Source organism: Lentzea sp. NPDC054927, assembly GCF_053610285.1.
The window spans coordinates 1-21,142 of the sequence record NZ_JBSGXZ010000037.1; the positions used below are offsets into that span (position 1 = coordinate 1).

Consider the following 21,142-nt stretch of genomic DNA (forward strand, 5'->3'; position numbering starts at 1 on the left):
ACCAACACCCGGGTTGGGGTCACTACCCGCCCATACGGGGGTCTTTTCGCCACCCCTGCCTGGTTGCAGCAAGTGCTGAGGCACGACTCGTGACGGGGACCCGCCCGGAGCGCTGTTACAAGCTAAGGACGCCTCGGCTTCGCCATCAGGTCGCCTCGGCTTCGCCATCGGCTTGATTTAGGCGTCGCCTGGGCGGACTAGGCCGGTTTCGTAGGCCAGGACCACGGCTTGTACGCGGTCTCGCAGTTCCAGCTTTGCCAGGATCCTGCCCACGTGGGTTTTCACGGTGGCCTCGGACAGGAAGAGCTTGCGTGCGATCTCGGTGTTCGACAGGCCCTTTGCGATCAGCACGAGCACCTCGCGCTCGCGTTCGGTGAGGACGTCGAGCATGGCGGCGTCGCGGAGTTCGCCGCCACCGTCGCCTAGGAAGCGGCCCAGGAGGCGCTTGGTGACGGAAGGGGAGACGACGGCGTCGCCGGAGGCCACCGCGCGGAGGGCCGATACCAGGTCGGCTGGTGGGGTGTCCTTCAGGAGGAAGCCGCTGGCGCCGTTGCGGAGGGCGGACAGGGCGTATTCGTCCATGTCGAAGGTGGTCATGACCAGCACTTTGGCTGTGTCGGCCTCGGTTATGCGCTTGGTGGCTTCCACGCCGTCCAGCACTGGCATGCGGACGTCCATGAGTACGACGTCGGGGCGGAGTTTGTCGGCCATTTGCACGGCGTCCAGTCCGTCGGCGGCTTCGCCGATGACGTCGATGTCCTCTTGCGCGCCCAGCACCATGCGGAAGCCCATGCGCATGAGTTCTTGGTCGTCGACCAGCAGCACCCGAATCACTCGATCACCCTATGCGGCTAGTGGGAAGCTCGCGCGGACGCGCCAGCCTCCGCCTGGGTTGGGGCCTGCTTCGAACTCGCCGCCCAGGACTGCGGCGCGTTCTCTCATGCCGATCAGGCCGTTGCCGCCGGAGACTTTCACGACGTCGTGGGGGGTGCCGAAGCCGTTGTCCACGATTTCCAGGCGTAGTTCTTCTGGCGAGCGGGTCAGGCGGACGATGGCGGTGGTGCCTGATCCGGCGTGTTTGATGGTGTTCGTCAGTGCTTCCTGCACGATTCGGTAGACGCTCAGGCCCACGCCTACTGGTAGGTCGTCCACGTCGCCGCTGATTTCCAGGCGGACCGGTACGCCGGCCGCGCGGGTGTTTTCGGCCAGTTCGACCACGCCTCGTGCGTCGGGTTGGGGGGCCCACTGCGTTTCGGCGTCTTCGCTGCGCAGGACGCCTAGGAGGCGGCGCATTTCGGTCAGGGCCTGGCGGCCGGTGTCGGCGATGGTGCGGACGGCGTTCTCGGCTACTTCTGGCTGGGAGCGGATCGTGTAGGCGGCGCCGTCGGCGTGGACGATCATCACGCTCACCGCGTGTGCGACCACGTCGTGGAGTTCGCGGGCTATGCGGGAGCGTTCTTCGCCTACTGCGATCTTGGCTTGCTGGTCGCGTTCGGTTTCCAGCAGGGCGAGGCGTTGTTCGAGTTCGCTTTGGTAGGCGCGGCGGGCGCCTACGAACTCGCCCATGGCCCAGCTGAAGCCGAAGATCACGAAGACCATGAACACCAGGAAGACGCCCTGGATCTCGCCGATCTGGAAGATCGCCCAGAGCAGGGTGCCCGCGAGCAGCCAGGCCGAGTAGATCAGGCCTGACTTGCGGCCGATGTACGCGACGAGCGTGTACAGGGCGATGGCGAGTGCGAAGTCCGACATCCGGGCCGGGATGCCGTTCTCCCCGCCGTGTGTGAAGAGTTGCAGGAACGCGCCCGCGAGGATCAGGTAGCTGGTGCCGAGCGGGTGGTAGCGCCGGAACGGCAGAGGGCCGAGCATCAGGAGTGTGACGGCGAGGAACGCGGAGAACGACACCCCGCGGTCGATCCCGCTGACACCTACTCCGAGGTCGAAGATCAGCAACAGCCCGGCGATCAGGGAGTCCCCGAACGCCGGGTGAGCCTTCATCCACAGGCTGAACCTCCGCACTGGACAAGGTTAGGTGCGGGCCGAACCTTCGCGCGTCGCGCCACGGGTTGACGCTGCGTACTACTTCAGTGTGAGTTATTGTGTCGAGGGGTTGATACAAAGCTGAAGGGGGTGGCCGATGTTCGACCGGGATTTCTGGATCCAGTTCGTTGCGCTCGCGATCTCAGGCCTGTTTCTGCTGGTGATGTTGTGGCCGATCACGTCGACCGGTGTGAAGCTGTTGAAGAAGTGGCAGGTGGCGGACCCCTCCGACGGGCAGGTCGAGGACGCCGTCCGCTACCTGAAGCGGCGTCGGCTGCTCTACCCGTGGCTCTATTCGGTGCTCTGGCTCGTGCCGAAGTGGGGCGACGACGTCGACCAGCTCGTGGTGGTGGTGCTCGCGGGAACGCTGCTCGCCGAGTTGCTGGCGCTGCGTCCGCGCCGTGGCGCTCGTCGTGAGGCGTCGCTCGCACCGCGGGGGTTGTTCGACATCGCGTCGAAATGGGTCCTGCTCACCTACGTGGTGTTCGTGGTGGTTGTCGTGGTCTACCTCGTGATCAGCCCGCGGTGGACCGCTGTCGCCTGGCTGGCGGGGTCGGTGCTCGCGGTGGGGCTGGTCGTCTGGGCTGCCGTCGCGCGGCCTGCCGATGGTGATGAGGAGGTCGACATGGCGTTGCGCACCCGCAGCGTGCATGTCGCGACGGGGCTCGGTGTGGCCGTGGTGGGAGGGCTGGCCGGTCCCTGGTTCGGGATCGCCGGCCTGCTGGCCTGGGTCTCGATGGCGAACACGAAGCCGCAACCAGCCAAGATCGTCAGGTGACAGCTCCCAAGATCGTCGTCGACGTCGACAACGGCGTCGCGCCCTGGCGTCAGGTGCGCGATCAGCTGGTGCGGTTGATCGGCGGGGGTGTGCTGCCGGTCGGGTCGCGGTTGCCGACGATCCGGCAGCTCGCCGCCGACCTGGGGCTCGCCGCGGGAACCGTCGCGCGGGCGTACCGGGAGCTGGAGACCGAAGGGGTGCTCACGACAGGACGAAGGCAGGGCACCGTGGTGGCTGCCCTGCCTTCGCATGCACCGGACCCGCTCTCCGCCGCTGCGGCGGAGTTCGTCGCCATCGCTCGGTCACTCGGCGCCAGTGAGGGGGAGGCACTGAACGCCGTGCGAGCCCACTACGTGGGTGAGTAAGGCGACTCGATCTTTGGTGCGGGTCGCGGTTCGCCGATGTGCGCTTGACGTTCCTCTTGCCGCTCTTCGTAGATGCGGTGTTCCTCGGCCATCTGGTCAGCGAGTTGCTGCTGCATCTGGCGATCCCGAATCCTGGCCAGGATCGCCATCGTCGCGCCGTGAGCGGCTGCCAGCAGCAACAGCACGACGCCCAGTTTCAGGACCACGTTCTTCACCGCGCTGCCGGTGTCGACCTCGATGATCGACACGATCGCCAGCAGGCCGAGCACGACGAGGTGGAACAGCACGGCCGTCAGCTTCATCATGCCGCTGGCCTGCTCGTCGTCGTACGCAGCGCGCCTCAGGTATCCCTTGCCGCTGTGGTAGATCAGCTGGCCGTCGACCACGACCAGGACGATCCCCAGCACTAGGAACGTCACGTAGCTGTCACCCATGTGGTGTGGCTACCCGCGCACGCACGTACACAAACCGTGGCACGATCAGTGCCCGTGACGGCGTTGCAAGGACAACAACAACTGGCTGGACCGCTGTGCGCGGCGGTGGCCCACTTGTGCGTCGCCTTGCAACCTCAGGTCTCCCAGCAGACCGCCGCCGGATTCCAGGAAGTGTTGCGCCGCCTGCACGCGCCGTTGCAGGTCGCGGTGGCCGGGCGGATCAAGTCGGGCAAGTCGACGCTGGTCAACGCGTTGATCGGACGACGGGTCGCGCCCACCGACATCGGCGAGTGCACGCGGCTCGTCACGCGCTATCAGTACGGAACGGTCGACCGCATCGAAGTCGTGCTTCGGGACGGACGACGCCAGGTGCTGCCGTTCGACGCGAACGGCATGATTCCCGCTTCTCTTGGCGTGGAAGGCATCTCCCACATCGAGGCGTACCTGACGAACGCCGTGCTGCGCGACTTCACCGTCATCGACACACCAGGTCTCGGGTCGCTGGACGCGGCATCGGTCGCGCGCACCGAGGAACTGCTGGATCCCGTGTCGCGCAACGCTGTCGCTGGTGCCGAGGCCGTTCTCTACGTCGTGACGCAGGGCGTGCGCGCGGACGACCACTCGACGTTGGCCGCGTTCACCGCCGCGACCGCCTCACGTGAGGCAGGGCCGGTCAACGCCATCGCCGCCTTGAACAAGGTCGACGCCGTGGCGCAGGAAACCGTGGAAGGCTCGGACGGCGACGTCTGGCGGGCCGCGGAGATCCTGGCGTCGAAGCAGGCCCAGCTGCTGAAGCCGCGGGTCGCGGACGTGCTGCCGGTGATCAGCCTGCTGGCGGAGTCGGCCGAGACCGGGGAGTTCACGTCGGCGGACGCGGAGGCGTTGCGGCAGCTCGCGGCGTTGGACGCGGACACCCGCACGATGATGCTGATGTCTGGCGACCTCTTCACGTCGTGGGACTGCGAAGTGGCGGCGGGCGTGCGCTCGCGGTTGCTGGAGAAGCTCGACCTCTACGGCATCGGCCGCGCTCTCGCGGCGTTGGACGCCGAACCAGGGCTGACGGCCGGCGCGCTGCGGCGGGTGCTGTTCGACGCGTCCGGGTTCGCCGCTGTCCGCGGCCGGCTGGACGCGGTGTTCCGGGCGCGGGCCGATGGCATCAAGGCGGCGGCCGCGCTGGCGTCCGTCACCTCGCTGGCCTCGGGCGATCCCGGCGAACGGCAGCGCGTGCACGACGCGATCGAGGTCCTGCTGGCCCGGCCGGAGGCGCACCAGCTGCGGCTGCTGGAGGCGTTGACGCTGGTGTCGTCCGGCGCGGTCACGCTGGCCCCGGACCTGACGGAGGAGGTGCTGCGCGTCGGCAGCACCCCGGACGTCCCCGCTCAGCTGGGACTGGCCGGCCGTCCTGGCTCTGACCTGGTCGCATACGCGCTGGAACGGGCCGGTTGGTGGCGTTCGTTCGCGTCGTTCGGCGCGACGCCGGCGCAGGCTCGAGTGGCGCATGTCGTCCATCGGGCGTATTTCCTCATCTGGCAGCAACTACGTGCTGGGGGGCACCGATGAGCGTGAACGGAACCGATCCGACCGATGTGGCGTCGGATGACGGTGTGGAGACCATTGCCGACGAGCTGCTCGACCAGGCGTTGGCCGAGCGCCGCGCGCTGGTCCAGCTGTGCATGTACGCGCTGGACCGCGCCAGTGCCGGCGTGGTCGCACGCATCGAGGAAGGCCTGTCGTCCATAGGGGTCGTGGCCCTGCGTGCTGACGGTGAGCGGTTCGACCCGTCGCAGCACGAGGCGGGCGGCACGGTGCCGACGGACGACAAGGCGCTGCTGGGCCTGGTCGCCGAGACCGAGGTGCCGGGCTTCTGCGACCGCGGGCGACTCCTGCGGGCTCCGATCGTGACCGTGTACACGGCCCGATGAGCAACCTCTCCCAGACGGTCCGGCAGACGCGCGAACGCCTCACCTCTCTCGTGCGTGAGCTCGACCCGTCGATGGCCGACTGGGTCACTCGCCGCGCGGCCACGGAGGTCTCGTCCGTGGTGATCGTCGGCGAGACGAACCGCGGCAAGTCCTCGCTGGTCAACGCACTGCTGGCCACTCCGGGTCTGTCGCCGGTCGACGCCGACGTGGCCACCTCGACCTACCTGGTCTTCCAGCACGGCCCGACCTGGGCGGCCCGCGCCTGCTATCCCGGCCTGCTCGCGCCGGTGTCGTTCCCGCTGCCCGCACTGATCAACTGGGTGTCCGCGGCCCACGACCTGCCGCCGGGCGAACTCCCGCCGCGCTACGTCGAGGTGGACGCGCCGATCCCGTTGCTGGAGCGCATGTCCGTTGTGGACACTCCGGGCGTCGGCGGCCTCGAGTCGGTGCACGGCGAACTGGCTCTCGAAGCCGTCACCTCGGCCACCGCCCTGGTCTTCGTGGTCGACGCGTCGTCCCCGTTCACCCGCGGCGAGCTCGACTTCCTGAAGCGCGTGGGCGACCGCGTCGAAACCGTGGTCTTCGTCCTGACCAAGACCGACCAGTACCGCGGCTGGCGCCAGATCCTCGACGCCGACCGCGCCCTGCTGACCGAGCACGCCCCGCGCTTCGCTGACGCCACCTGGTACCCGGTGTCGTCGCGCATGTTCGACATGGCAGCCCTCGCCCCGAACCCGGACGCCGCCGCCATGCTCCGCGAACGTTCCGGCGTCGCGCTGTTGCAGACCTCCCTGCAGGAGCTGGTCGCCGGCCGCGCCGGGATGCTGGCCGAGGCCAACGCCCTGCGCGCGCTGTCGACCGTGCTGGACGAGCTCACGATTCGCTTGGAACACGAAAAGCGCGCCCTGTCCGTGGGCGAGGACGAAGCCGCCATGTTGAGGGCTCGCCGCGAAGAGCTGCAAACCGAACGCCGCTCGTCCACCCGAGGCTGGCAGGTCCGCCTGCGCGGCGAGGTCCAACGCGCCCGCGTCGAGAACTCCCACGAGATCTCCCGCCAGATGCGCGACCTCCAGACCTGGTACCGCCAGGCCATCGACACCGCCGACCGCACCGGCCTCGCCCAGCTGCCGCAACAGGTCGACACGGCGCTGCAGGTCGTGTCCGGCCGCATCTCCACCGCACTGTCCGTGCGCCTGGCCCAAGTAACCGACGCCGTGCTGGCCACGATGTTCTCGGCAGAGGAACTCACCCTGATCCGCGGCCAGTTCGCACGCGGCGAACAACCCCCGGTCGTGTTGCGCCCCAAGGAAAAGCGCCCACCGACAGCCGAAGACAAGCTCCTGGTCTTCATGGGCGTCTCCGGCGGCCTGGGCGCAGGCAAACTGGCCGTCATGCCGCTGGCCGGCCTCGGCATCGCCGTGCTGAACCCGATCGTCCTGCCGGTCACCATCGCCCTGGGCCTGGGCGCTGGCTGGTGGATGGCCCGCACCCGCACCCACACCGCCGAGAAGCAGCACGTCAAGCAATGGCTCTCCGACGCCATCGCCGACGCCCGCTCCACAGTGGACCAACTGGCCGCCGAGCAACTCATCGAAGCCGAGCAGGCCCTGTCCCTCGCCCTGGACGAGGCCCTGGCCAAGCGCATCGAGGCCATCGAGGCCGAACTGCGCGAGGTCGACCGCGCGCTGCGCATGGAGGCGGGCGAACGGGGCCGCGAACTGCAGTCCGCGACCCGGCAGCTGGCCGAGGTGGAGTCGGGGCGGGCGAAGGCCGAGGAGCTACTGGGCCGGATCCGCTCGGTGCGTGACCGCGCGTAGAGCCGAAAAAGACTCAACGAACGTACCGGCACGTAGGTACGGACCTCTGACGAGTTCATTTGTACCATCGATTGAAGTTAATCGAGCAATGCTCATTTACCCAGGTCAGAGCCTTCTTGCCGGGGCAACTTAATTCGGTATTTCATGGCACGCACCGGTGTCGATGCATTTGGTGAGGATCTAGTTCACGAATGCGTCATCGAATGGGTGTTCCCGGTAATTCGCCACTGCTTCGCTGCTGAATCATGAAGTTGCAGCGAGACCAGGTGGTGGCGGCGACCCTGGTGGGCACCGTGGTCGTCCTGCTCGGGTTCGCGTCGGGCATCGGTCGTGTCCCGCAGGCGCAGAACACCGTGAGTCAGCCGAACACGCACGTGCCCTCGACGGCGACCACGACGCGGCCAGAACAGCCGCGTCCGCCGGCGAACAACGTGCCACAGCCCGTCGCGCACAACCCGGTTCCGGCGCCGCACCTTCCCGCGGGTCCATACGTTCCGGCACCTGAGCATCCGCACCCGAGCACGCCACCGGGTACGACGCCGCCTCCGACGACCCGGCCTCCGACAACCACGCCGAACGAGCCCTGTGATGCCGGTGCGATCACGAAGCTGTTGCGGCAGCTGGGTTTGCTTTCACTTCTCGACGAGCTGCCGGTCGTGCCCGAGCTGCCGGAGGGGACGAAGAAGGCGGAGGAACTGCCAGTTGTGGACCTTCCGCTGCTCGGCGGCCTCGGTGATGTGGGCAAGTTGCTCGACGGTCTGCTCGGCTCGACGTGCGCCCTCGTCGTGGACGAGAAGACCGACAAGGTGACGGCACTGCTGGACACGCCATGACCGAGGCGGCGAGGTCGTGGTTCCTGTTCGCCAGGTCGTTCGACTACCTCGGCACGGTGCTCTTCATCGGTGGCACGGCTTTCATCGCATGGCTGTGGCCGGACGGTGCGGATTCCGCCCGCAGCAGGCGGTTGATCGCGTTCGGCTGGGTGTGCGGGTTCGCGGGCACGGTCGCCGGCCTCTGTCTCAACGCCGCCTGGGTCGCCGGACGGCCACCGTCCGCCGCGCTCGACTGGTCGGTGCTGGTGCCGCTGTTCGACGCACCGTTCGGCCGGGTGTGGTTCGCCCGCGCCCTGCTGTGGTTGCTCGCCCTGGTCGTGCTCGCCGACCTGACCAGGCGCGGAGCGAGAGCTGCCAGGTCGTTGTCGTGGCGCGTCGGTGCGGGTGCGGTCGCGCTCGGAGTCGTGCGCACCAACGGGATGACGGGTCACGTCCTCGACCTGCCGGGGTGGAGCCAGGCGGTCGTGTTCGCGCACCTGCTGGTGGTCTGCCTCTGGGTCGGTGGGCTGATCGTGCTGCTGCTGGCAGTCCTGCCGGCCCGCGACCGCGACGTGCTCGCGGAGGTGCTGCCGCGCTACTCGCGGCTCGCCATGGTCTCCGTCGCGGTGCTCACGGTGATGGGGGCGCTGCTGGCGTGGCGGCTCGTCGGCTCGATGAACGGGTTGCTGCACACCGGCTACGGCCGGCTCCTGTTGCTCAAGCTCGCTCTCTTCGCCGCACTGCTGCTCATCGGATTCGCGAGCAAGACCTGGGTGGACCGGCGGCTGCGCGTCGCCGCGACCACCCGCGTGCTCGCACTCTCGGTCACCGCCGAGACGGTGCTCGCCGTCGTCGTGCTGGGCGTGGCCGCCTTTCTCGTCACGACCAGTCCAGGTCGCTGACCCGTTGGAAGAAGGAGTCCACTGTGGACAAAGGTAACCGGTTCGCCGTGCTGGTGGCGGCACTGGGCATAGCAGGGACAGCACTGTGCCTGAATCTGGTGGGCGCGGGACAGGCAACTCCGGCCGGCGTCGATCTCGCCGCGCAACAGGGCGAGGCCGCGCCGGCGGCACAGCAGGCGACCAACGTCGAGATCATGGGCTACGCCTACCAGCCGGCCACCTTGACGATCGCCGCCGGCGACACGGTCACCTGGACGAACCACGACACCGCACCCCACAACGTGGTCGTGACGGACGGGCCGGAGAAGTTCACGTCGCCGAACCTGCAGCAGGGACAGACCTACAGCTACACGTTCTCCAAGTCGGGCACGTACTCGTACTACTGCTCGATCCACCCGGACATGAAGGCATCTGTCACGGTCACCGGCACCACGACGCCGCCCACCACCACGACGCCGCCATCGACCACCCAACCCACCACCACGACACCGCCGACCGGCCACCCGACGACGCATCCGACTCCCACGACGACCACGCCGCCTACGGGAACGCCGGACTGCATCAAGAAGGAGGCGCTGGCGCCGTTCATCGCGCACGTGAAGTCGGCGCACTTGGAAACGTCGCCGTTGCAGCAGGTGCAGGACGCGTTGGCGTTCGACAACTACATCAAGGCACACACGGTGCTCCTGGAGCAGATGCTCGACCCGGCCCTCAACTCGTCGCTCGATCGTGACGTGTTGGCGCCGTTCATCGCGCACGTGAAGTCGGCGCACCTGGAAACGTCGCCGTTGCAACAGGTGCAGGACGCGCTGGCGTTCGACAACTACATCAAGGCACACACCGTGCTGCTGGAGCAGATGCTCGACCCGGCGTTCAACCAGGCGGTCTGCTGATGATGCGCGGCCTGGCCGGCGTTGTCCTGGCCGCGCTCGCCGTGCTGACCTTCGCCGTCAGCACGGCAGCCGCCGCCGAAACGCACCGCATTCCGATCGCGCAGTACGCGTACGTGCCCGCCACGATGACCGTGCACGTCGGCGATGTCGTCACGTGGACGAACCAGGACCAGGCGGCCCACGACGTCGCGGGTGGCACGTTCCGTTCGCCGATGCTCGCGCAGGGCCAGTCGTGGAGCTTCACGTTCACCCAACCGGGCACGTTCGACTACATCTGCTCCGTGCACCCGGACATGCGGGCACAGATCATCGTGCTCGCCGAGGAGACGCACGAGCAGACGGTGGCACCACCGCCCGCACAGCCGGTCGCTCAGGCACCCGCACCGACGACAACGACCACGTCCGCACCCGTGGAGGTGCCGACGACCAGTGCCGTCGCGGTCGCCGCGGTGCCGGCGCCGTCATCACCGTCATCACCGGCACTGCCGCCGATGCTGCTGCTCGCAGGACTCGTCGCGGCGGTCACCACGCTGTGCCTACTGATGATCGGCTCGCGCCCGGACCGCTCCTAGGAACGCCCTCCACGCGGCAGGCGAGATCCCGAACCGCGGCCCATCAGGGTTCTTGGAGTCGCGAACCCCGACGGTGACGTCGCTGAACCGAACCTCAACGCAAGCATCACTTCCACCAGCGCTGTGGCTGCTCTTGCACCACGCGGTCAATCAGGGGCCCCTTGCAGGAAGTCGATGAGCGCGGCACGGGTGTCCCTGGCGCTCCAAGCAAAGTCTTGGATTTGCTCAAAGAGCTGCATCATGGGATCCGTGTAGGACGGCTCATCGTAGTAGGTGGACGGTCCATAAAGCACGGTGGCGAACGTGATCGGTTTGGCCGTGTCGAACTCGAGGGCGACCAGGCCACCACCGAGGCCTGGGTTGTTGACGGCGTCGAGCGGCACGATCCGGATACTCAGGGCGCTGTGCTGCTCGAGCAACTGCAACATGTGAAGAACCTCTTCGCGCATCACGGAGTGATCACCCACGACGTGCAACAGCGAGTCCTCGGTGAAGACGATGTCGATGCGCTCGACGTTGCTCGAAGTGAGCACCTTCTGCTGCAGCGCGAGGCGGAAGGCGATGCGTTCGGCCGTCTCCTCCTCCGTGCCGAAGGAACCGCCGGCGTCGACGATCGCCTTGACGTAACTCTGCGATTGCACGAGCCCAGGGATGACGCCGCACTCGTACCAGCTGATCCGTTTCGCGGCCGACAGGAGGTCCATGTACCGGAGGAACGCGTCGGGCAACGCGTCCACGTACCCGAGGCGGGGCTGCCTGCGCCTGCTCGCCTTGCCCAGCGCGAGCACGGTGGCACGTTCGTCGGGCTTCACCCCGTAGAAGTCGAGCAATCGGACGAGCTCAGTGGTGCCGAGCGCGCCCTTGCCGTTCTCGACCTGACTCAGCCGACCCGCGCTCCGGCCGATCTCGTCAGCCGCCTCCTGCTGCGACTTGCCCGCCTCGTTGCGCAGGCGCTGGAGCGTCAGTCCGAGCTGGAGGCGTTCCACAGTTTGCCGTGCTTGGCCCACTTGGTTGCCTCCTCTCATTCGCTTAGGCGAGCGACTTTAGTCTCAAGTAGGACTAAAGTTAAGTCCAACAAGAGCGGCCTGGGGTGAAGATGAGGTTGACCATGGGCGTTCAGCGCGAGTGGCTCCTTCACTGCAGCGACAGTTACGCGGACCGGGCGGTCTGCGAGGTCAGCGTGAGCGCGGGGGCCGTGGAGATAGCCGGCCCCGACGGACCGGCGTTCACCCTCGAAGGCAGCGAGATCGCCAGGTTCCGCGCGGCCCTCGACGCCGCCATCGATCAGAGCGAGATCGACCTGGGCTCGCGTCGCGAGGTTGGCGAGGGAACCGAACCGGCATAACGTGGGTCATACCGGTACGCAAGAGCCCAGGAGGTGTCCCGGTGTACATCGACGAGAACGGTGCGGCCGACGCCGAGCTGAAGGTCACCGTCGAGGATGAGGAGTACACCGCCGACGTCACCTTCGATCTCGACCACGACGGCGTGAACGACTCCGCGGTGGTCGAGACGGACGACGGTGGTCATCTGGCGTTCACCGACAGCAACGGTGACGGTGATGCCGATCTGATGACCACGTTCGACAAGGACGGCAATCTCCTGAGCCAGGCTCGGTTCGAGGAGAATTCCGGCGAGTGGGTTGCGGTCGATCCGAACGACTCGCACGAACAAAAGACGAATTCGTCGCCCTCCGAGACGATTGTCGTGGACACCGACGAAGGCGATCGAAACGTCGGCAAGGCGACCGAGGACACCGACGGCGACGGCAAGGCCGACACCGCCGTCGTGCGCGACGACGACGGTGACACCTGGCTGTTCACCGACAAGAACGGCGACGGACGGGCCGACGTGGCGACCGAGATCACACGATCGGGCGAGGTCACGATGTCCGAACACCGTGGTGACGACTGGGTCGAGGTCGAGCACGGGCACATCGAGTCCGACGGCCGCTACGTGACGGACTCGAAGAGCGGCATTCTGGACGACTCGGACGACTGGTTCGAGGAAGAACGGTTCGACGGTGTCGTCCGAATCGATTCCACCACCGGTCAGTGGATCAGCCCGAACTGACGTCCGACTGAAGCGCAGGTCACAGGCCCCGGTGTGGTGAGAACCGCACCGGGGCCTCTTGTGTTTTTCCCACCTCAAGCGCGCCTTAACGCCGTCCGAGTGCTGAATCGATTACAGAATCGGTTTTGTGAGGGAAGCGACAGGCTGGGGGTGCTTTACCTGCCATTCACCGGGCTAACCTCGATCCATCCCCTTCCACGCACGCCCGGCCCCACCGGGCGTTGTGGAGCTATTCCCGAGGACGACGAAGTCCCCACACCGGACCCAGCTACGTCCTCGGGCGGCCGAGGCGTTCAGTCAGGAGACGAGACGAGATGACGGCAGTGACCATTCCCGGTCTCGAACACGCACCTACCAACCACGCGCGCTTGCTCGCATGGGTTCAGGAAGTCGCAGAGCTGACCTGCCCCGATGAGGTTGTTTGGGCTGACGGGTCCCAGGGTGAGTGGGATCGCCTCACGCAGAAGCTCGTCGACGCCGGCACCTTCGTGCCGCTGAAGAAGAAGCAGAACTCCTTCTGGGCCGCCTCCGACCCCAGCGACGTCGCTCGTGTCGAGGAGCGCACGTACATCTGTTCGGTGCGCGAGGAGGACTCGGGCGCGACGAACAACTGGATGGACCCTTCCGAGATGAAGGCCATCATGACCGAGCTCTACCGGGGCTGCATGCGTGGCCGCACGATGTACGTGATCCCGTTCTGCATGGGCCCGCTCGACGCGGAGAAGCCGATGCTGGGCGTCGAGATCACGGACTCGGAGTACGTGGTCGTCTCGATGCACATCATGACCCGCATGGGCACCAAGGCCCTCGCGGTCTTCGGTGACGACGCGGACTTCGTGCCCGCGCTGCACTCGCTCGGCGCTCCCCTCGAGGCCGGCCAGCAGGACGTGCAGTGGCCGTGCAACGACACCAAGTACATCTCGCACTTCCCGGAGACCCGCGAGATCTGGAGCTACGGCTCCGGCTACGGCGGCAACGCCCTGCTCGGCAAGAAGTGCTACTCCCTGCGCATCGCGAGCGTCATGGCGCGCGACGAGGGCTGGCTGGCCGAGCACATGCTGATCCTCAAGCTGACCTCGCCGGAGAACAAGGCGTACTACATCGCCGCCGCGTTCCCGTCGGCCTGCGGCAAGACGAACCTCGCGATGCTCGAGCCGACCATCCCCGGCTGGAAGGTCGAGACGCTCGGCGACGACATCGCCTGGATGCGTTTCGGTGAGGACGGCCGCCTTTACGCGGTGAACCCGGAGAACGGCTTCTTCGGCGTCGCGCCCGGCACGGACTACCACACCAACCCGAACGCGATGCGCACCATCGCCAAGGGCAACTCGCTGTTCACGAACGTCGCGCTGACCGACGACGGCGACATCTGGTGGGAGGGCATCGGCGAGGCCCCTGCTCACCTGACCTCGTGGAAGCACCAGGACTGGACGCCGGACGGCGACGAACTGGCGGCGCACCCGAACTCGCGCTACTGCACGCCGATCGAGCAGTGCGACATCAAGGCGCCGGAGTGGGACGACCCGAAGGGCGTGCCGATCTCGGCGATCTTCTTCGGTGGCCGCCGCGCCACGACGATCCCGCTGGTGACGGAGTCGCGCGACTGGCAGCACGGCACCTACATGGGCGCCACGCTCTCGTCGGAGACCACGGCCGCCGCGGTCGGCAAGACCGGCGTCGTGCGCCGCGACCCGATGGCGATGCTGCCGTTCATCGGCTACAACGCCGGTGACTACTTCCAGCACTGGGTCGACCTCGGCAAGCGCGCCGACGCCGACAAGCTGCCGAAGATCTTCTACGTCAACTGGTTCCGCCGGGGCGACGACAAGCGCTTCCTGTGGCCCGGATTCGGCGAGAACTCGCGCGTGCTGAAGTGGGCCATCGAGCGCATCGAGGGCAAGGCCGCCGCGCAGGAGACCCCGATCGGGTACGTGCCGACCGCGGACGACCTGGACCTCGAGGGCCTGGACGCGCCGCGTGAGGACATCGAGGCCTCGCTCGAGTTCAACGCTGACGAGTGGCGCGCCGAGATCCCGCTGGTCGAGGAGTGGTTCGCGAAGATCGGTGAGAAGGTCCCGACCACGCTCCGCGACGAGCTGGCGGCCCTGAAGCAGCGCCTGGGCTGATCCTTCTCAGGTGTTTGGTGACCCAGCGGTCAACGGCGACCGCTGGGTCATCTTTTTGGGGTACTACTAGTGGTGTGACGCAGGACGACTTCCTCGGCGGACTGAACTTCGACGGTTCGAAGCGGGATGTGGAGGTCGGCCCGACGACCGGCATCGTGCGCTACTACCCGGTGCCGCCCGCCCCGCCGGCCCGCACGCCGTGGTGGCGCTACACGCTCGTGTTCGTCCTCGGTTTAGCCGTCGGTACCGCTGCGGGTGTGGTCCTGTGCAGCAATTTTCTCTGAATCAGTGCAGCTCATCGTCCACTTGAGACGAAGTTGTCCACAGGTGTGGACGAGCTTGTGCACATGTTGTGGATAGCTGTGGACAGCCCTGTGGGTACTCCGGGCACTTCTCTGCAACTCGCAAAAAGGTCTTGCTCCAGGAATGAACCTGGCCCCTTCCGGGAACGTCTTAGGTATGTGATGGCGATCACGAAGATCGTCACCGGACGGTAGGGAGGTGTGCCGTGGGGATCGCAGGAATCGCGATGCTGGTGCTGTCCCTGGCCGCCGTGCTGATGGTCGTGGTCGCCGGGTCAGTTCGGGAGCGGGTTGTCTCGGATGCCGAAGAGAGTGCCGTTGAAGGCCTTGTTGGCCTCGGCGTAGCAGACGGCGTTCGTCCAACCCTCTGACCAGCCCTGGGAACCGGGGTTTCGCCACGCGGGGAACACGTCGGTGCGCTTGGACGAACCCAGGTAGTCGTGGACGGCCTTGGTGCACTTGGCGTCCGCGATGGAGTTCATCTGCTCCTTGGACGGAGCGGGGTCGGTCGACTTGCCGAGCGACACGACACCGGCGGGCACGGCCTCGGCCAGGTGCGCACCGGTGTTGCACGGGATGACCTTGATCTCCTGGTCCTTCGACGGCGAGCCCTGAGTGCAGTTCTGGAACGTCGTGAAGCCGTTGCCGCCGAGGAGTCCCTTGACAGGACCCTTGCGCGCCAGCGGCTTCTCGTCGGGACTGATCTCCACGACGGTGCACAGCCGCCAGCGCTGACCGTCCTTCCAGCCCTGCTCGTTGGGCCAGAACGCCATGATCCGCAGGCGCGTCGCGTCCGCGTCAGGGCTGCCCAGGTACTCGGTGAGCATCTGACGGCACGGCGGCAGCGCGGCTTTGCGCAGCGCCTGCTGATCGGGGTAAACGGTCGGCAGGCCGGTGAGCTCACCCACGCCCATCACTTCGGCTTCGTGCGAGTCGGTGCACTGCAACGCCTTCAGGTCGGACAGGTTCATGCACTGGCCGACTTTGGGCAGTGAGGGTGCGGAGGCGGAGGCAGTGGACGGCAGAGGTCCGGGGACCGCCTGCCCTCCCACCTGGATCGCGCACGCGGACAACGCCCACGAGCTCAGGACGATCGCCACCGCCAGCCGCACACGAGTCACACCACAGAGACTAGGGCCTTCACCTGATCGGCGATGTCCCGACGCTGCTTTTCGAACGCCGCATCGGTCAGCGCGGCCGGGTCGACGGGCTGGCCGAGCACCGGCGTGTGCAAGTGTCCACCGAGCACATTCGTTGCGCCGTAACCGATTCGCAGGCGGTTGGCCCGGTACATGCTCTCGTTGGAGAGGTAGTCACCGCCGCCACCGCTGGCCGCGACCCTGCCGGGAGTCGGCTCGTCCGTGCGGCACGACTGCTGGGAGCCGACGACGACCCACTCGCAGAAGGCCCGGTTGTAGTTCACGGTGAACGGACCGGTGCCCGCGTCGATCATCTTCTGGAACGGCAACGAGGTCTCGATGAACTCGTTGGCAGGCTGCGGCCAACCTGCGGCGTTCGGGACGCTGCCGTAGGAGTTGACGTTGTTGTTGTCCGCGAAGCCGCCACGCCAGCGCGCCGCCCACCGCTCGACGTCGAAGCGGCCCGGCCGGCCCTGGCTGATCGTCACGAACGCGTCGGGCTTCTGCGCGAGCGCGCTGCCGTAGAACTGCTCGACGACCCCCTCGTCGAACCCGCCCCACAGCACCGGCAGCACCGCGGCCTGCAGCACGACCTTGCCGTTCGGCGTGGAGATCTCCCTGCCGTCGAGCTGCAACGCCGCCGCACCGGCGGGGTTCGCGCGCCGCACGTTCACGCCGGTGAGCTGGAACGGGTCGAAGCCCGTCACGGCGACTCTGCGCACGCCCGGCTTGCTGGGGAACGCCGAGTCGCTCAGTCCCCGCGAGGCCCAGTCGAACTTCTGGATCAGCTTCGCGCGTTCGTCGACGGGCAGGGAGAAACGCGGCTTCCACTGGCGCAGCGCACTTGAGAGCTGCAGACGTGCCCAGTACAGCGGCCTGTCGTCATAAGCGTCGTGTGTCAAAGGCTGTGTGCTTTGCGCGCGGGCGACGGCGGCCTTCCACAGCGCGGTGCCCTCACGTTCCACGAACTGCTGCGCCTGCTTGGACGCGGCCTGGCGGCAGAGCTTGGCGGTGAACTCGGTGACGCGGCCGTCGAACCCGGCGAGCTTCACGAGCGCGGGACCGACGGCGGGACCGCCCGTCACGAGCGTGTCGTCGAGCCGCTGTTCCTCGACGGTCAGCGGGGCGGTGGTGTCGTAGCAGTTCGCGTCCTGCGCCTGAGCGGCTCCAGGCGCGACGACTAGGGCGAGCGCGGTCAGTCCGACCAGTCCGGCGATGGTTTTCACGCACTGATCTCTAACGGATGGGGCCACCCGCCGAAACCGACGGGTGGCCCCTACCGTTAACTCCTCCGTCTCAGTGGGTCGCCACCGGCTTGACCCGCGGGCTGTCCTCGTCGACGTGGTAGTCCGACGGATCGGTCTGGTCCGTGCCGTTGAAGACCTTGGCCTGCCTGGCGATCAGCGTGACGATCACCGCGACGACCAGGTTCACCGCCAGCGCGATGATGCCGACGTAGATCGTCATGGTCGACGCGCCGAACGGGTGCCAGCCGAAGATCGACAGCTTGCCCAACGGCAGCGCCGAACCGGCGAAGTGCGCCTTGCCGATGGCCGGGTTGCCGATGTTGTAGAGCAGCCACATGCCGTAGCCCATGCCGCCGACCCAGCCGGCGACCAGGCCGTAGACGTGGAACCAGCGCGTGTACAGCGCGATCGCGACCGCCGGCAGCGTCTGCAGGATCATCACGCCGCCGATGAGCTGCAGGTCGATGGAGAACTGCGGGTCGACGAACACGATGAACGCCACCGCGCCGAACTTCACGACCAGCGAGGCGAGCTTGGCCTGCTTGGCCTCCTCCGCCGGGGTGGCGTGCTTCTTGATGTACTCCTTGTAGACGTTGCGCGTCCACAGGTTCGCGGCCGCGATCGACATGATCGCCGCCGGCACCAGCGCGCCGATGCCGATGGCCGCGAACGCGATGCCCGCGAACCATGACGGGAAGTTCGCGCCGAACAGTTCCGGCACGATCGTGTTGGTGTCGGGGCGGCCGGTCGCCTGGTTGACGATCGGCTTGGTGCCCGCGCTGATCGCGACGTAGCCGAGCAGCGCCAGCAGGCCCAGCACCAGCGAGTATGCCGGCAGCGCCACCATGTTGCGCTTGATGACGTTGCGGCCGCGGCTGGCCAGGATGCCGGTCAGCGAGTGCGGGTAGATGAACAGCGCGAGCGCGCTGCCCAGTGCCAGCGTCGCGTACTGCAGCTGGTTGTTGCTGTTGAGCAGGATGCCGTCGGTCTTGGCCGGCGTGGCGTCGAACTTCGCCTGCGCGTCGTTGAAGATCTCGCCCCAGCCGCCGAACTTCGACGGCAGGTAGACGATCGCCACCAGGATGACGATGTAGATCAGGATGTCCTTGACGAACGCGATCAGCGCCGGCGCCCGCAGACCCGACTGGTAGGTGTAGAGCGCGAGGATCACGAACGCGATGAACAGCGGCAGGTGGCCGAGGATGCCGCTGCCGTTGAGGCCCATGCTCCGCAGCACGGCTTCAAGGCCGACGAGCTGCAGCGCGATGTACGGCATGGTCGCGACGATGCCGGTGATGGCGATGATCAGCGCCAGCCAGTGCGAGCCGTAGCGGCCCTTCACGAAGTCGGCGGGCGTGACGTAGCCGTGCACGCGGCTGACCGACCACATCCGTACCAGCGGCAGGAAGACGATCGGGTAGAGGATCACCGTGTACGGCAGCGCGAAGAACCCGGTCGCGCCAGCGCCGAACATCAGCGCCGGCACCGCCACGAAGGTGTACGCGGTGTAGAGGTCGCCACCGACCAGGAACCACGTGATCCAGCTGCCGAACTTCCGGCCGCCGAGGCCCCACTCGTCGAGGTGCTCGAGCGTGTCGCCCTTCTGCCACTTCGCCGCCACGAACCCCATGACGGTGACCAGCAGGAAGAGAACGCTGAAAACAATGAGCTCGGTCCACTGCATCAGTTCGCTCCCTCGTCCAGGTCGTCCACGCCGAGCTTGTCCGGCTTGCCGGTGACGGCGGGTGCGTCCTTGGTCTTCACGTAGACCAGGCCGACGCACAGGACGCCGACCGGCACGAAGACGAACTGGTACCAGTAGAAGAACGGCAGCCCGAAGAGTCGGGGCTCGTCAATGTTGAACCACGGCGTGATGAGCATGAGCAGCGGAAGTATGAGCAGCAGGTTCCAGTTGCTCCAGCGCAAGCCGGTCTTGTGATCCGACGGCATGGTGGGCCTCCGTGTACGCGGTGTTGCGCGGATGTTAGGCCTGATCACACGTGCCGTCAGCCTCGTGATCGCAATCGTTGCACTCGGCTTAACGTTCTCTTTGGACTAATAGGCCTCTAGGCGGGCGACAAGGTCCTGTTCAGCCGCATCGAGGTACTCCGTGAGCTGCTCGACCGCCTGGTCGACACTCCCGTTGTTCAACAGTTCAACAATCCTGAGGTTCCACGGCACGTACGCCTGGTAGAAGTCGTTGATCTCCTGCGCCACGTTGAACGCGAGCATGAGCTCGGCGAAGAGCCGGTCGGACTCCTCGTTCAGCCGTTCGCTGCCCGCGAGCCGCACGATGGCGCGGTGGAACTGGATGTTCGCCTGGCCCGCCCTGGTCCAGTCGTTCTTCTCGGCCCTGGCGACGGCCTGCCGAACCGGCGCCCGCGCGGCCTCCCGCAGCGCCTCGCTGACGTCGTTCCACCGGCGGAGCGCACCGCACTCGATCACCCGGCGCGCGGCGTAGAGATCACGCACGTCCTCGCCCGTAGGCCTGCGGACGAAGACACCGCGGCTGTGCTCGTGCACCAGCAGCCGATCCCGCGTCAGCAGCCGGAACGCCTCCCGCAACGTGTTGCGACTGACCCCGAGCGCGCCGCCGATCGCCTCTTCGCTGAGCCTCAGCCCCGGCGCCAGCTCCCCGTCGAGCACCCGCTCGCGCAGCATGTCCGCGACCTTCTGCGCGGTGCTCGCGCGCTCCAGGTCGGCCTTGCCCTGCGCCAGCGTCGACACCCACGTCTCGGTCACCTCGTAAGCCTATTGCAGGATCGTTCTATTGCAGTATCGTAGAATCGTTCAACAATCCCACGATCCAACAAAACCGGCGTGAGTTGGAGGGCGGCCATGGACCTGAACGCGGATCTCGGCGAGGGCTTCGGCCACTGGGCTCTGGGGGACGATCGTGCGCTTCTGGAGGTTGTGACCAGCGCTAACGTCGCCTGCGGGTATCACGCCGGGGACGCCGACACGATGCGCTCGGTGTGTGCTCTTGCCGCGGAGGCCGGGGTGGCGGTGGGGGCGCACGTCGGCTATCGGGACCTGGCCGGGTTCGGGCGGCGGTTCATCGATGTCGCTCCCGATACGTTGACCAACGAAGTGCTGGCCCAGCTCGCGGTGTTGGCCGGGTTTGCTCGGGTGGCTGGGACTCGGGTGTCGTATGTGAAGCCTCATGGGGCGTTGTACAACGCGTTGGTCCGGCATGAGGCCCAGGCTGACGCCGTGGTGGACGCGGTTCGGATGTTCGACCCGACGTTGGCTGTGTTGGGGCCGCCGGGGGCCGTGTGGTTGAAGCGGGCCTCGGTGGCTGGGTTGCGGGTTTGGCATGAGGCGTTTGCTGATCGGGCTTATACGTCGGCTGGGACGTTGGTGCCTCGGGGGGAGCCAGGGGCTGTGTTGCGGGATCCGGCGGAGATTGCGGCTCGGTGCGTGCAGATGGCGACCGAGGGGTGGGTTCGGAGTGTTTCCGGGCGGCCGGTTCGGGTGGTGGCTGATTCGATTTGTTTGCATGGGGATACGGCTGGGGCGGTGGGGATTGCTCGGGCGGTTCGGGCGGCGTTGGAAGGGGCTGGGGTGGTGGTGGGGCGGGTGGAATCGCCGCTTCGGCATGCTCGGCAGGCTGGGTGAGGGCTGTTCGGGGCTCCGCCCCGGACCCCGCCAATCTGATCAAAGACCTGCCCACGCCACACGCGGGTTGATGGCACGACTCGTGACGGGACCACCCACCGG

General features: G+C 67.1%; 24 protein-coding genes. 14 read left to right on the plus strand and 10 right to left on the minus strand.

All coding sequences use genetic code 11. The features are described from left to right. Positions 1-177 precede the first annotated feature (177 nt). Positions 178-834, minus strand: a complete 657-nt coding sequence (locus ACWGE0_RS34560) for a response regulator (protein WP_452265089.1) — start codon at positions 832-834, stop codon at positions 178-180. A gap of 9 nt (positions 835-843) precedes the next feature. Then, positions 844-2,019, minus strand: a complete 1,176-nt coding sequence (locus ACWGE0_RS34565) for a sensor histidine kinase (RefSeq protein ID WP_452265090.1) — start codon at positions 2,017-2,019, stop codon at positions 844-846. A gap of 118 nt (positions 2,020-2,137) precedes the next feature. Between ACWGE0_RS34565 and ACWGE0_RS34570 the strand changes: the two genes are divergently transcribed. Both ACWGE0_RS34570 and ACWGE0_RS34575 read left to right on the plus strand, forming a co-directional pair. Next, on the plus strand, positions 2,138-2,818 hold the full coding sequence (locus tag ACWGE0_RS34570) for a hypothetical protein (protein ID WP_452265091.1): 681 nt from the start codon (positions 2,138-2,140) through the stop codon (positions 2,816-2,818). Continuing rightward, a complete protein-coding gene (locus ACWGE0_RS34575) occupies positions 2,815-3,183 on the plus strand; it encodes a GntR family transcriptional regulator (protein ID WP_452265092.1) in 369 nt (122 codons plus the stop codon). Before ACWGE0_RS34570 ends, ACWGE0_RS34575 begins: the two co-directional genes overlap by 4 nt. Here the strand turns inward: ACWGE0_RS34575 and ACWGE0_RS34580 are convergent. After that, a complete protein-coding gene (locus ACWGE0_RS34580; RefSeq protein ID WP_452265093.1) occupies positions 3,168-3,617 on the minus strand; it encodes a hypothetical protein in 450 nt (149 codons plus the stop codon). The genes ACWGE0_RS34575 and ACWGE0_RS34580 overlap by 16 nt on opposite strands. 48 nt (positions 3,618-3,665) lie before the next feature. On the opposite strand from ACWGE0_RS34580, the gene ACWGE0_RS34585 reads away from it, so the two are divergent. The 7 genes from ACWGE0_RS34585 (at position 3,666) to ACWGE0_RS34615 (ending at position 10,535) form a co-directional block, all read left to right on the plus strand. Then, positions 3,666-5,177, plus strand: a complete 1,512-nt coding sequence (locus tag ACWGE0_RS34585; RefSeq protein WP_452265178.1) for a dynamin family protein — start codon at positions 3,666-3,668, stop codon at positions 5,175-5,177. Continuing rightward, positions 5,174-5,539 (plus strand): nucleotide exchange factor GrpE, encoded by a 366-nt coding sequence (gene grpE / locus ACWGE0_RS34590; RefSeq protein ID WP_452265094.1) that lies wholly within the window; start codon positions 5,174-5,176, stop codon positions 5,537-5,539. The genes ACWGE0_RS34585 and grpE overlap by 4 nt, the downstream gene beginning before the upstream one ends. Next, positions 5,536-7,356, plus strand: a complete 1,821-nt coding sequence (locus ACWGE0_RS34595) for a dynamin family protein (RefSeq protein WP_452265095.1) — start codon at positions 5,536-5,538, stop codon at positions 7,354-7,356. Before grpE ends, ACWGE0_RS34595 begins: the two co-directional genes overlap by 4 nt. A gap of 245 nt (positions 7,357-7,601) precedes the next feature. Beyond that, complete coding sequence (locus ACWGE0_RS34600) at positions 7,602-8,189, plus strand: hypothetical protein (RefSeq protein ID WP_452265096.1); 588 nt, start codon at positions 7,602-7,604, stop codon at positions 8,187-8,189. Beyond that, the gene (locus tag ACWGE0_RS34605) at positions 8,186-9,070 is read left to right on the plus strand and encodes a copper resistance D family protein (protein WP_452265097.1); all 885 of its coding nucleotides are present in this window, start codon (positions 8,186-8,188) and stop codon (positions 9,068-9,070) included. The genes ACWGE0_RS34600 and ACWGE0_RS34605 overlap by 4 nt, the downstream gene beginning before the upstream one ends. Before the next feature lie 23 nt (positions 9,071-9,093). Then, complete coding sequence (locus tag ACWGE0_RS34610; RefSeq protein ID WP_452265098.1) at positions 9,094-9,963, plus strand: cupredoxin domain-containing protein; 870 nt, start codon at positions 9,094-9,096, stop codon at positions 9,961-9,963. After that, entirely contained in the window at positions 9,963-10,535 is a 573-nt protein-coding gene (locus tag ACWGE0_RS34615) for a cupredoxin domain-containing protein (RefSeq protein ID WP_452265099.1), read from the plus strand. Before ACWGE0_RS34610 ends, ACWGE0_RS34615 begins: the two co-directional genes overlap by 1 nt. Here the strand turns inward: ACWGE0_RS34615 and ACWGE0_RS34620 are convergent. Both ACWGE0_RS34620 and ACWGE0_RS34625 read right to left on the minus strand, forming a co-directional pair. Further along, on the minus strand, positions 10,500-10,685 hold the full coding sequence (locus tag ACWGE0_RS34620) for a DUF397 domain-containing protein (RefSeq protein ID WP_452265100.1): 186 nt from the start codon (positions 10,683-10,685) through the stop codon (positions 10,500-10,502). The genes ACWGE0_RS34615 and ACWGE0_RS34620 overlap by 36 nt on opposite strands. Beyond that, a complete protein-coding gene (locus ACWGE0_RS34625; protein WP_452265101.1) occupies positions 10,682-11,542 on the minus strand; it encodes a helix-turn-helix domain-containing protein in 861 nt (286 codons plus the stop codon). Before ACWGE0_RS34625 ends, ACWGE0_RS34620 begins: the two co-directional genes overlap by 4 nt. A gap of 101 nt (positions 11,543-11,643) precedes the next feature. On the opposite strand from ACWGE0_RS34625, the gene ACWGE0_RS34630 reads away from it, so the two are divergent. The 4 genes from ACWGE0_RS34630 (at position 11,644) to ACWGE0_RS34645 (ending at position 15,018) form a co-directional block, all read left to right on the plus strand. Further along, positions 11,644-11,880, plus strand: a complete 237-nt coding sequence (locus tag ACWGE0_RS34630) for a hypothetical protein (protein WP_452265102.1) — start codon at positions 11,644-11,646, stop codon at positions 11,878-11,880. A gap of 41 nt (positions 11,881-11,921) precedes the next feature. After that, positions 11,922-12,608 carry a DUF6802 family protein gene (locus ACWGE0_RS34635; protein WP_452265103.1) on the plus strand — a complete coding sequence of 229 codons (687 nt, stop codon included), beginning with the start codon at positions 11,922-11,924 and terminating at the stop codon, positions 12,606-12,608. Between the two features lie 314 nt (positions 12,609-12,922). Next, positions 12,923-14,734, plus strand: a complete 1,812-nt coding sequence (locus ACWGE0_RS34640) for a phosphoenolpyruvate carboxykinase (GTP) (RefSeq protein ID WP_452265104.1) — start codon at positions 12,923-12,925, stop codon at positions 14,732-14,734. Positions 14,735-14,808: 74 nt separating this feature from the next. Beyond that, entirely contained in the window at positions 14,809-15,018 is a 210-nt protein-coding gene (locus ACWGE0_RS34645) for a hypothetical protein (protein ID WP_452265105.1), read from the plus strand. A gap of 293 nt (positions 15,019-15,311) precedes the next feature. Here the strand turns inward: ACWGE0_RS34645 and ACWGE0_RS34650 are convergent, their stop codons facing one another. The 5 genes from ACWGE0_RS34650 to ACWGE0_RS34670 all read right to left on the minus strand — a co-directional run bounded on the left by ACWGE0_RS34650 (position 15,312) and on the right by ACWGE0_RS34670 (position 20,164). Next, positions 15,312-16,157 carry a septum formation family protein gene (locus tag ACWGE0_RS34650; protein WP_452265106.1) on the minus strand — a complete coding sequence of 282 codons (846 nt, stop codon included), beginning with the start codon at positions 16,155-16,157 and terminating at the stop codon, positions 15,312-15,314. After that, a complete protein-coding gene (locus ACWGE0_RS34655) occupies positions 16,154-17,401 on the minus strand; it encodes a hypothetical protein (RefSeq protein WP_452265107.1) in 1,248 nt (415 codons plus the stop codon). Before ACWGE0_RS34655 ends, ACWGE0_RS34650 begins: the two co-directional genes overlap by 4 nt. 70 nt (positions 17,402-17,471) lie before the next feature. Continuing rightward, positions 17,472-19,106 carry a monocarboxylate uptake permease MctP gene (gene mctP, locus ACWGE0_RS34660; RefSeq protein ID WP_452265108.1) on the minus strand — a complete coding sequence of 545 codons (1,635 nt, stop codon included), beginning with the start codon at positions 19,104-19,106 and terminating at the stop codon, positions 17,472-17,474. Beyond that, positions 19,106-19,372, minus strand: a complete 267-nt coding sequence (locus tag ACWGE0_RS34665; RefSeq protein ID WP_452265109.1) for a DUF3311 domain-containing protein — start codon at positions 19,370-19,372, stop codon at positions 19,106-19,108. The genes mctP and ACWGE0_RS34665 overlap by 1 nt, the downstream gene beginning before the upstream one ends. 105 nt (positions 19,373-19,477) lie before the next feature. After that, positions 19,478-20,164, minus strand: a complete 687-nt coding sequence (locus ACWGE0_RS34670) for a GntR family transcriptional regulator (protein WP_452265110.1) — start codon at positions 20,162-20,164, stop codon at positions 19,478-19,480. Positions 20,165-20,260: 96 nt separating this feature from the next. Between ACWGE0_RS34670 and ACWGE0_RS34675 the strand changes: the two genes are divergently transcribed. Beyond that, on the plus strand, positions 20,261-21,040 hold the full coding sequence (locus ACWGE0_RS34675) for a LamB/YcsF family protein (RefSeq protein ID WP_452265111.1): 780 nt from the start codon (positions 20,261-20,263) through the stop codon (positions 21,038-21,040). The last annotated feature ends 102 nt before the right edge of the window (positions 21,041-21,142 follow it).

Coding starts and splice junctions, on each gene's coding strand:
- ACWGE0_RS34675 (WP_452265111.1), top strand. CDS start 20,261: ATGGACCTGAACGCGGATCTCGGCGAGGGCTTCGGCCACTGGGCTCTG.
- ACWGE0_RS34640 (WP_452265104.1), top strand. CDS start 12,923: ATGACGGCAGTGACCATTCCCGGTCTCGAACACGCACCTACCAACCAC.
- ACWGE0_RS34600 (WP_452265096.1), top strand. CDS start 7,602: ATGAAGTTGCAGCGAGACCAGGTGGTGGCGGCGACCCTGGTGGGCACC.
- ACWGE0_RS34605 (WP_452265097.1), top strand. CDS start 8,186: ATGACCGAGGCGGCGAGGTCGTGGTTCCTGTTCGCCAGGTCGTTCGAC.
- ACWGE0_RS34570 (WP_452265091.1), top strand. CDS start 2,138: ATGTTCGACCGGGATTTCTGGATCCAGTTCGTTGCGCTCGCGATCTCA.
- ACWGE0_RS34595 (WP_452265095.1), top strand. CDS start 5,536: ATGAGCAACCTCTCCCAGACGGTCCGGCAGACGCGCGAACGCCTCACC.
- grpE (WP_452265094.1), top strand. CDS start 5,174: ATGAGCGTGAACGGAACCGATCCGACCGATGTGGCGTCGGATGACGGT.
- ACWGE0_RS34615 (WP_452265099.1), top strand. CDS start 9,963: ATGATGCGCGGCCTGGCCGGCGTTGTCCTGGCCGCGCTCGCCGTGCTG.
- ACWGE0_RS34665 (WP_452265109.1), bottom strand. CDS start 19,372: ATGCCGTCGGATCACAAGACCGGCTTGCGCTGGAGCAACTGGAACCTG.
- ACWGE0_RS34580 (WP_452265093.1), bottom strand. CDS start 3,617: ATGGGTGACAGCTACGTGACGTTCCTAGTGCTGGGGATCGTCCTGGTC.
- mctP (WP_452265108.1), bottom strand. CDS start 19,106: ATGCAGTGGACCGAGCTCATTGTTTTCAGCGTTCTCTTCCTGCTGGTC.
- ACWGE0_RS34630 (WP_452265102.1), top strand. CDS start 11,644: ATGGGCGTTCAGCGCGAGTGGCTCCTTCACTGCAGCGACAGTTACGCG.